General features: G+C 49.3%; 8 protein-coding genes. 5 read left to right on the top strand and 3 right to left on the bottom strand.

Annotated elements, in window-relative coordinates; genetic code table 11:
- Window positions 1–1,998 (bottom strand): FG-GAP repeat domain-containing protein (locus IQ235_RS11365; protein ID WP_264321578.1); only part of this gene is annotated, 1,998 nt, incomplete at its 3' end.
- A 289-nt stretch (window positions 1,999–2,287) separates the two neighbouring features.
- Window positions 2,288–2,482: a hypothetical protein gene (locus IQ235_RS11360; RefSeq protein ID WP_264321577.1), complete on the bottom strand. Its 195-nt coding sequence runs from the start codon at window positions 2,480–2,482 to the stop codon at window positions 2,288–2,290.
- 595 nt (window positions 2,483–3,077) lie between these two features.
- Here IQ235_RS11360 and IQ235_RS11355 point away from each other — a divergent pair.
- The 5 genes from IQ235_RS11355 (at window position 3,078) to IQ235_RS11335 (ending at window position 8,226) form a co-directional block, all read left to right on the top strand.
- Window positions 3,078–3,449 carry a response regulator gene (locus IQ235_RS11355; RefSeq protein WP_264321579.1) on the top strand — a complete coding sequence of 124 codons (372 nt, stop codon included), beginning with the start codon at window positions 3,078–3,080 and terminating at the stop codon, window positions 3,447–3,449.
- A gap of 378 nt (window positions 3,450–3,827) precedes the next feature.
- Window positions 3,828–4,901: an adenylate/guanylate cyclase domain-containing protein gene (locus IQ235_RS11350; RefSeq protein WP_264321576.1), complete on the top strand. Its 1,074-nt coding sequence runs from the start codon at window positions 3,828–3,830 to the stop codon at window positions 4,899–4,901.
- 695 nt (window positions 4,902–5,596) lie between these two features.
- On the top strand, window positions 5,597–6,496 hold the full coding sequence (locus IQ235_RS11345; protein ID WP_264321575.1) for an XDD3 family exosortase-dependent surface protein: 900 nt from the start codon (window positions 5,597–5,599) through the stop codon (window positions 6,494–6,496).
- A gap of 267 nt (window positions 6,497–6,763) precedes the next feature.
- Window positions 6,764–7,648: an ABC transporter permease gene (locus IQ235_RS11340; protein ID WP_264321574.1), complete on the top strand. Its 885-nt coding sequence runs from the start codon at window positions 6,764–6,766 to the stop codon at window positions 7,646–7,648.
- 161 nt (window positions 7,649–7,809) lie between these two features.
- Entirely contained in the window at window positions 7,810–8,226 is a 417-nt protein-coding gene (locus IQ235_RS11335; protein ID WP_264321573.1) for a hypothetical protein, read from the top strand.
- Window positions 8,227–8,506: 280 nt separating this feature from the next.
- Here the strand turns inward: IQ235_RS11335 and IQ235_RS11330 are convergent.
- Window positions 8,507–8,806: ankyrin repeat domain-containing protein (locus IQ235_RS11330; RefSeq protein ID WP_264321572.1), on the bottom strand; the 300-nt coding region annotated here is incomplete at its 5' end.

Genomic DNA, 8,806 nt, shown 5'->3' with positions numbered 1-8,806 from the left:
TTGTCCGGTGGCGTTGCCGTTCTCTGCCCCCGCGCCTCCGAGGGGTTCGGCTGCCGCATTTTGAATCGAATCGTCATCCACCAAATTCAGGGCGAGGGTTCCACTTCCCGTCCCGGTACTCGCACTCACCGTCCAAGTGCGATCGCTGCCGGTAACGTTGAGAATGCTGGGGTCGATCGATCCCGTCGAGACTAACTGAAAATCCGTGGCATCCACCCCAGTGACGCTGTCGCTGAAGGTAACGATATAGTTGACGTTTGCCGCCGTGGTGGGGTTGGCATCGGCACGAACGATCGAACTGACCGTCAGCAGGGTTTCGTCGAAGACGACGCTATTATCGGTGCTGGTACTGGCCAAATTGGGATTGCCGGCCGCATCCAACACCACCCCGGCGGGAATATTCGCCGAAACCGTCCCCATTCCCGTCAGTCCGCCGACGGTCACCGCATATCGCCGACCGTCGGTAGAGGTGGGGGCAACGGTTACCGTCGTCCCGGTTGCCGTACCGCCGAGGATGACATCTGCTGGGGCGAACCCCGTTACCGGTTCGCTGAAAATGGCGGCAAAGGTGACGGTACTATTTGCGGTGGGGTCGGTTTGACCGAAGTCTTGGTTCAGGGTGACGGTGGGAGGAGTGCGATCGAACAGAACAGTGCTGGCATTGGTGGTGGCGGTGACGGGAGTACCGCTATTCCCGGCGACATCGGTAAAGTTGATGCGAAACGGAACCACACCTTCGGTATCTCCAGCTTGCAAGCGGTAAGTGGCGGTGTAGTTGTTGCCTCCGACATTGGCAACGGTGGCGATATTCCCATCGATGGTTGCATTGGGCAGGTTCGGCAGGGCTTCGCTGGCCGTAAAGCTGAGGGTGACGGTATTGCCCACTCTCGCCAACAGGGGATTGGGATTGTTGGAGGTGATGCTAACGGTCGGCAGAAGCGGGGCGATCGTTTCTGAGGGCGGTACGCCCAGCAGTACCGAAACGGAGTTGGAACCTCGGTTGGCGGCGGCTAGGTCTTGTCGCCTGTCGCCGTTGAAATCTCCCACCGCGACGGAATGGGGATTGAGACCGGCTGTGAAGGTTGATGGTTCGTCGAAACCACCGTTACCATCCCCGAGGAGAACGGAAACCGATCGACCGTCGCGGTTGGCGGTGGTTAAATCTTGCAACCCGTCGCCGTTGAAATCTCCCACCGTGACGAAACGGGGAACCGCACCGGTTGGGAAAATGGTTTGGGGGCTAAATCCTCCGGTTCCATCCCCCAGCAAAATCGAGACGTTATTACCATTGCGGTTGGCGGCGGCTAGGTCTTGTCGCCCGTCGCCGTTGAAGTCACCAATGGCGATCGAACGCGGGGCGGCCCCGGCGGCGAAGGTGGTTTGAGGGCTAAATCCTCCCGTTCCATTGCCGAGTAAAACCGAGACCGTATTGGTATCGAGATTCGTCGCCGCTAAATCTTGTCGTCCATCGCTGTTGAAATCCCCCACGACGATGCCACTGGGGGCGGTTCCTAGGGCAAAGGTGGTTTGAGGGCCAAATCCTCCCGTTCCATCCCCCAGCAGTACCGAGACCGTGTTGGAGGTAAGGTTAGTGACGGCTAAATCCTGTCGCCTGTCGCTGTTGAAGTCACCTAGGGCGATCGCGTTGGGTTCGATGCCGACGGCAAAGGTGGTTTGGGTGCTAAGCCCCCCCGTGCCATCGCCGAGGAAAACCGAGACGCTATTAGAAAAGCGGTTGGTAGCGGCTACGTCCTGTCGTCCGTCGCCGTTGAAGTCGCCAATGGCGATCGCGTTGGGGGCACGCTGGGTATCGAAGGTGGTTTGCGTGCCAAATCCTCCCATTCCATCCCCAAGCAATATGGAGAGGGTGTTGGCATCGCGGTTGCCCACCACTAAATCGGAGAGACCATCGCCATTGAAGTCTCCGACTTTGACGGAAATGGGAGAGTTGCCGACACCAAAAGGAGTGGTATCGAAATCAACAGATCGATCGGGCATAATGATTTAAATTCCTTGATGGATTAATAGGTTAAGAAAGAAAACAAATGGGTTAGAAGATTGGCAATAATGAGAAGATGTTTGCCGCGCTCGGCATTCGGAAAAAATAACAGTTTAATTTTTAGTTCCAGAATTACTTTATGAATTGCAATGGTTCATACTAGCTGAAGGCTAAGATCGGTTTGTCTTCCTTAAGAGAGATTTTTTCAAGTCGATCGATCGAAAATAGAAGTGTGGGTAGATTCTCGTGCCGATGGGTTTGTTTTGTTGAGTGTAGATTGCATTATTTTTAATGGGAAAGCCTGAGAAAACCAGCTAAAAAAATCATGAGTAAAAGCTGAAGGAGTACAGAAGACATAGCAAATCCCCAGACCAGACAGATAAACCCTGTTACTAGAAGTGCAATTTGATGTACGTCTTCAGAAATTTTCAAACCAAAAAAAATAGATCCGAAGCCAAAAAAGAAAAAGAGTGAGTCAGTCATGAATAAGTCCTGCTAGGTTGCAAAACAAATCGGTTCGATGAAAAACTGTTCGCTGGCCCCGATCGCTTAAGAATTAAGAGCAATGTTTCGGCTTGGCCATCCAAAAATGATGGCGAGTCTACAGATTCTTGCGATTCGGTAAAAGTTTAAAAAAGCCCGGTGTACCCAGAAACGGTAAGTTCCTCGAGATTGTGGGTTGAAGTCGATAATGTAGTGAGCTGTCGAGGATATACAATATCTGGTCTGGATTCTGCTCGCAGACATTGCCAACTCAAAGTATTTTTCGAGAGTATCGAGAAAGCGAACTCTGTGCTATTTCAGTTTTCTGCCTCCGAGAAAGGAAGATGGGGGTAGCGATTTCTTCGATACCCTTGAATGTAGTGGGATTTCTCGGACAGCCGATCGGATGATAGGTCACTTCTTTGGGTGACATACTCAACGGGCTAAAAATAGCAACTGTCACACCCAACCGATTAAAAGCCGGTTTGAACGCAAATCGTCTTAGGATGATATAGAAGAGCAAGCAAGGCAGACAAAGCAGACAAGCCACTTGCAAGCGATCGCGCTCGTTGGCAATATTGGGTGGACGATTTCGATGGTCAAAATCTTGCTAGTTGAAGATAATGAAATGAATCGAGATATGCTCTCGCGCCGACTGAAACGGAAAGGCTACGACGTGATGCTTGCCGTTGATGGTATCGAGGGAGTTGAAAAAGCGGCATTGCAACCCGATTTAATTTTGATGGATATGGGGTTACCGGTGCTTGACGGCTGGGAAGCTACCCGGAAACTCAAAGCCGATCCCAAAACATCCCAGATTCCGATTATCGCCCTCACCGCTCACGCCATTGCCGGCGATCGTGAGAAATGCCTGAAGGTTGGATGCGATGACTACGATACCAAACCCGTCGAGTTTCCCCGCCTTCTAGAAAAGATACAAGCTTTGGTGACATCTCGTTCGACTTGAATCGAGACTCCGGATACGCAGAGGGGAGATAGAGAGTCTTCAAGAGTCTGGATGCGAGCAGGGAGAGAACCAACCCTTGAAATTTCGTTCGACACCAACGAGCGATCGCATGCATCGTACATCAATAGTGCAAAGCATTCCCTTATAAGAGATGGAAAGAGGGTAAGATACCCAGAAACGGGATGTGCAGATGTAGATGCAGATGCAGATGTAGATGTAGATGTAGATGTAGATGTAGATGCAGATGTGCGCAATAACAACTCACCAGCTATCAATTGTCCGTTCGTCCGTTAACTCTGCCCATGCTCTCTTGTACTCCACAGACAAAGGGACAACTTGTTTGTACAATGTGGTGGGAGTTCTCGCCAGGTTTGTAAGATGGAATCGGCTCAAACAGCCTGTGTTTTAGTGGTCGATGATAATGAGGCCAATCGCGACCTGCTGCGACGGCGCTTGGAACGGCAAGGTTATACCGTTGCCGTTGCTGAAGATGGCTATCGGGCGTTAGAACTGATTGACAAGCAATCTTTTGACTTGGTTTTGCTCGATATTATGATGCCTCGGATGAACGGGTATCAAGTGCTAGAAACACTCAAGTCCAATTCCGCTCGCAACTACCTCCCCGTACTGGTGATTTCTGCCCTCGATGATATTGATAGCGTGGTCAAATGTATTGAATTGGGAGCAGAGGATTATCTTCCCAAGCCATTTAATCCCGTTTTACTCAAGGCTAGAATTGGTGCTTGTTTAGAGAAAAAGCGCCTGCGAGATCGCGAAAAAGCCTATCTCAAGCAGTTGCGAATCGAGCGGGAAAAATCAGAACGATTGCTGTTGAGTATTCTACCGGCACCGATCGCCCACCGCCTCAAACAAGATACCCATACGATCGCCGATAATTTTGAGGATGCATCGGTTTTGTTTGCCGATATTGTTGGCTTTACAAAACTATGGTCGCGGATTTCTCCTGAAGAATTAGTAGAACTTCTCAACGAGATTTTTTCTGCTTTCGATCGCCTCGCCGATCGCCATGGATTGGAAAAGATTAAAACCATTGGCGATGCTTATATGGTTGTGGGCGGATTACCCATTCCTAAAGAAAATCATGCTGAAGCCATGGCCCAAATGGCATTGGATATGCAACAGGCGATGGCTCAATTTAACAAAGGTGAACGCGAACCGTTTAGAATTCGCATCGGAATGAACACGGGACCCGTGATTGCTGGAGTTATTGGAAGAAATAAGTTTATTTACGATTTATGGGGAGATACAGTGAATATTGCCAGCCGGATGGAATCTCACGGAATCGTTAATGGGATTCAAGTTACGGAACAAACATTCGATCGGCTTAAAGATAAGTTCATCTTCAAAAAACGAGGCACAATTGAGGTTAAAGGAAAGGGGGGAATGACGACATATTTATTATTAGATAGAAAGAAAAAAAAGACTTTATAAACCTTTTAAATTTTCTATAATAAATTATTTTTATTGTTCGGGAAGCTTAAGAAAATATAATCAAAATTTAGATTGACTTATACTCCACCACATAAATGATGACAGGTCATTCATCCGGGGCACTATCTCTGCCTATCACGCATCAATGTGGTGGAGTACTAGGGTCGATGAAATGATGTTTGGACTTTAAGGTCAGTTCGGGTTAAGCCGCAGGCGATAATTCCCGATCGATATGACTTTTTTTTTAGGCTGGTGACCGCAAGGGGCAACGATCGGTCGCGAGACACCGGTAATGAGAACTCTCAATTTGGGAGACATTCTTGAGCTTCTCAGCGGTGAACTCTATTTGTATTTAGCTCGTATTTTTAAGATTCACCTCAGAAAATATACGGATTTTTTGTGAGTCGCGAAATGTTTTCATAAAAGCTCTCGTTTTTTGTATTTATCAAAAAATTGGTTAAAATTACTTGGAGATTTCTGAGTTTAATTCTTATGTTGGTTGGTATAGACAGCTCGATCGGTAGACAAAAATAATTAACGTTATGAATACGACTGTGTAGACTAGGCGATTCATAGCTAAATTGATTTAGGGCTACCTACTTACGAGAAGTCTGCAATCCACAATAATGGGTTCTAGGAGCAATCGAGGTGTATTCTACGCATACCAAAAGCGAGACAATTAAGAATACAGACAGATGAAAACGCTAACCCTCAATAACATCATTAAAGTTGCCGCTGCTTCAATTTGCATTTCGGCAATCTCCGGACAAGCTGCAAATGCCGGTCAAATGTACAATGGCGTGAACTATGCAATAGACTCTTTTGCCGATGGATCGGATGTGGGAGTTCGGGGTGCTAACAGCTCTTACGAGTTTTACGGCATGGCCATCAAGGAAGCCGGAGACAAAGTTTATATCGGTATCAATTCCAACCTGGCTCTAGATGGAGAGTCTTACCATCGTGCCGCAGACAAAAATATCGGCTACGGTGACTTGTTCTTCAACTTCTCCGGAGACAATCTGAAAACTGCTAACGACAGTGGCAATCTGTTCGGTATTCGCTTCGCCGGGACGAACGATTCCGGTGTTTCGGAAACGGGAGTTTTCAGCAACGTTGTCGGACAAAACGTCGCCAAGGAAAACGCTGGCTTCAGACACCTCAAGCACTACGACAATTGGGCGAAAAGTGATAGTTCGATGGCGGACTTAGACACCACCGATGAGTACTTCCAGGATTACTACAGGCAAAAACATTCAGTGACCAACTCCATTGCCTCGGGCACCAAAATCGGCGATATCGCCATGCTAGATGCAGATGCGTTGAGCGGATTGGGATTTGATTTCGGGCATTTCAACGCTACGGGTACGCATACCTTCGGCTTCAGCTTCGATCGCGCTTTGTTACCCGGTGCTGACTATATCGCCCACCTGTTTGCTGAGTGCATCAACGACGGTATGGCGATCGCCGGGAACCTGCCCGCCGTCTCTCCTGTTTCGGCTTCCGTCCCCGAACCTGCAAGCATCATGGGTCTGGCGGCGATCGGTATCATCGGTGCGAGTGGCAAACTCCGCAAGCGCAAGCAAGCGGACAGCTAGTTCTCGCAGTTGAGTCAACAAACTAGATAGAGGTTGAGGCTTGGTGGATAAGGATATGTTTGGGTTCTGACGAAAGCGCGCGATCGCACGGACGATCGTCTCATACCCCGAACCAATCGATATCTCGTATTTTTCGACCTCAGTTCGACAAAAAACGGCAAATTGTTCCGACCAACGTGCTAGCTTCAGACCACAGAAGCTAGCATTTATTTTGCATTTACTTCTAAGATCGATCGCATATCGAGTCGTACCGAATATGTAGCCATCATGAGCAATACCGTTGCACCTTCCAAACCGGACGATCGCATCCCGCCAACGCCCTTAGCGGTTGAAGCAGGCAATCCGATCGGAGAATTTATCCAAGAAACCATCGCCCTCACCCGGCGGCTGTTCATCCAACTCCAGCGCCGTCCCTCGACCCTGATTGCCGGCATCGTTCAGCCTCTGATGTGGCTGATTCTCTTCGGGGCGCTGTTCCAGAACGTTCCGGCGGGCTTGTTTGGGGAAAGCCAGAACTACGCCCAATTTCTCGGGGCGGGAGTCATCGTCTTTACGGCCTTTGCCGGGGCGCTCAATGCCGGTTTGCCGGTGATGTTCGATCGCGAGTTCGGTTTTCTCAATCGCTTGCTGGTTGCCCCTCTCGCCTCCCGGTTTTCGATCGTGGTGGCCTCGGCAATTTTCATCGTCACCCTCAGCTTCGTACAAACCGTCGTCATTATTGCCGCTGGGGTTTTTGCCGGTGCGGGATTGCCCGGAATTGGCGGATTGGCAGCTATCTGCCTGATTCTATTTCTACTCGTTATCGGCGTAACCGGACTCAGTCTGGGCTTGGCATTTGCCCTTCCGGGCCACATCGAACTGCTGGCAGTTATTTTTGTCACCAACTTGCCCCTACTCTTTGCGAGTACTGCCCTCGCGCCGCTATCTTTCATGCCGCAATGGTTGCAGGTTGTCGCCAGCCTCAACCCCCTCAGCTATGCGATCGAACCGATTCGCTATCTGTACCTGCACGGCGATTGGAGTTTGGGTAGCGTGGTGATGGAAGCGCCCTTCGGTTCGATTACCTTTGCTGGGGCTTTGCTGGTATTGCTCGGGTTTGCTAGCGTGGCGTTGTTGAGTATCCAACCCCTGTTGCGCCGTCGCTTTGCTTGAATCGAGTTTGCCCGCATCACTTTGTCTGAATGCCAGCCTGAATGTCAGTCTAAATGCCAGGGGCGATCGCTTTGGTTTTCCACAATTCTCATCTAATCCGTAATAATTGTTCTAAGAGCATCTTCGATAAAAGACGACCTCTGTAAAATACAGCAAGAATTATGAATAATTTGAGACACAACCCTTCGAGTCGCAAATCGGCGATCGCCCTTCTAGTCGCCGTAGGAATATTGCCTTTGCTACTTCCCAAGGCGAGCATCGCTCAAGAGTATGAAGATGATGCCATCCAGCCCCTCGATCTTCAACAAGATATTACCCAGCCGGAGTCGAGTGAGGTTGACTCGTTTTTGGGAGAAACCGGGGGTGGCTTGAATATCTACGAAATTCTCAATCGAGCCAATTTAGCTCGCGATCGCAGCGTTAGCGATGTCGTCGGCGCGCAAGAGGAAAATTTACTCGATGCTGCCTCCGATTTTCGCACCCGCCAGCTCGAACTGATTCGCCAACAACGCCTCACAGAAGAAAACCCAGAGGCGGCTGATTCTGGGGGAACGAATGCTGCCGAGTCGGAAGAGTAAAACTCCCACACACATTCGGCTCAATTTTTGTATTTTTCACCTAACTTTTTTAGGGATGCTACCGCACATCCCTTCTCTTTTTTTTATCGAGTCAATTGTCTAAATTATTTGAATTTCGACTTTTCATGGTTTGAAAGCCGCTAACGACCAGTGTACTTTTAGGGATATCGATCGCAATTACGGTCAATACACCACTCATGACTTGGCTCTATACTTATGAAAATAGCGATAAGAATAACAGTAGAACGATCCGAATACTTGTATTAAGATCGGCTACTTCTCACTTATTACTCGATCGACCTCTGGCGGCTTTAAGCAACTCCACAACATCCTTGTGTCCGTCTTGAGAAGCCCACACCAAAGCCGTCCAAGTATTATCATCTTTGGCATCGAGATCGGCACCGCGATCGAGCAATACCCGCACAATTTCAGTTCTGCCGCTTCCCGCCGCACACATCAAAACCGTTAGGCCGAAATTCGTTTTGGCATTGACATTTGCCCCCGCATCGAGAAGAGTCCGAACAATGTCCTCGCGCCCGGTTCCAGCCGCTGCCATCAGTTCCGTCCAGCCATCCTTACC

Origin of the sequence: Zarconia navalis LEGE 11467 (assembly GCF_015207075.1) — a bacterium.
Taxonomy (GTDB): domain Bacteria; phylum Cyanobacteriota; class Cyanobacteriia; order Cyanobacteriales; family Geitlerinemataceae; genus Zarconia; species Zarconia navalis.
This window is presented reverse-complemented; position numbering and strand designations above follow the sequence as displayed.